Here is a 1,310-nt window from a genome sequence, read left to right on the forward strand (position 1 = left end):
CGCTTTTCCTGCCCGTCGTCGCTGCGCGCCAGCACCACCGCTGCCCCCACCTGCGCATGCTGCGCCAGCTGGTGCTCGATCTCACCGAGTTCGATGCGGAAGCCGCGCAGCTTGACCTGGCCATCATTACGTCCGATAAATTCGATATTGCCATCGGCACGCACTTTCCCCAAGTCACCACTCCGGTAAAGATGCGCACCTTTAGCAGTGCTAAATGGATCGGGAATGAAATGTTTCTTCGTCAATTCCGGACAGTTCAAGTAGCCGCGTGCCACGCCATTGCCACCGATATAAATTTCACCTTCCACACCTATGGGCGATGGCTGGCCTTCACGGTCCAGGATATACACACTGGTATTGGCAATGGGACGCCCTATGGGAATGGCAGAACCGTCGACATGATCGATCTGGAAGGTCGTCGCAAATGTCGTGGTTTCTGTCGGACCATAGCCATTAAGTATATGACGGGGACGTTTGGCATTCCCCAGGACGAGTGCAATGCGCCCCGGATCAAGTACATCACCGCCGACAAGCAGATAGGTCAGCTGGCCAAAGGCTTCTTCCAGTTGCTCTGCGCAAGCATTGAACAATCCTGCGGTCAGCCACATGGCAGTCACGCCGCCTCTGGACAAGGTACGATTGAGGGATGCAGCATCCATGACCGTCGCATGATCGATGAGGAGCAAACGAGCACCGTTGAGCAAAGCACTCCATATCTCCCAAGTCGAGGCATCAAACGCCGGATTCGCACAATGGGCAACGCAATCACTCTCGCCGACAGGAGCATATGCCACGTTAATTACCAGTCGCAGCACATTCCTGTGTTCCACCATCACGCCCCTGGGTTCTCCAGTGGAGCCAGAGGTATGCATGAGATAGGCCAGGCTGCGCCCACTCACTTCCGCAATGTCAAGATTTTTCTCTGAATATTCGGCTACCAGTGCATCTGCATGGTCAATGAGCAAGACAGGTATCGCACCTGCCAGGACTGCCGCATCGGCACCCGCGATCAATAGTACAGGGGAGGCGTTCGCCAGTATCCCGGCCAAGCGTTCCGCCGGCATGCCTGGATCCAGAGGTAAATAGGCCCCGCCCGCCTTCAAGACAGCCAGCAGGCTCAGTATCAGCTCCGGACTCCGTTCCAGGCATATCGCAACGATGCTTTCATGCCTAACGCCACGAGCCCGCAGCGCATGCGCCAGTTGATTCGCCCGCGCATTGAGCTGCGCATACGTCAATTGCTCATCGCCATAGACCAGCGCCACCTGCGCTGGCGTGCGCGCCACCTGCGCTTCGAACAGCTCATGGAT

The 1,310-nt window shown here is 56.9% G+C and carries 1 protein-coding gene; it reads right to left on the reverse strand.

Annotated features, from left to right (window positions below; genetic code table 11):
- Positions 1 to 1,310 (reverse strand): amino acid adenylation domain-containing protein (locus ACP7EG_RS27630; RefSeq protein ID WP_426090242.1); only part of this gene is annotated, 1,310 nt, incomplete at both ends.

The organism is Janthinobacterium sp. PSPC1-1, from assembly GCF_049897625.1.
Classification (GTDB): Bacteria; Pseudomonadota; Gammaproteobacteria; order Burkholderiales; family Burkholderiaceae_D; genus Janthinobacterium; species Janthinobacterium tructae.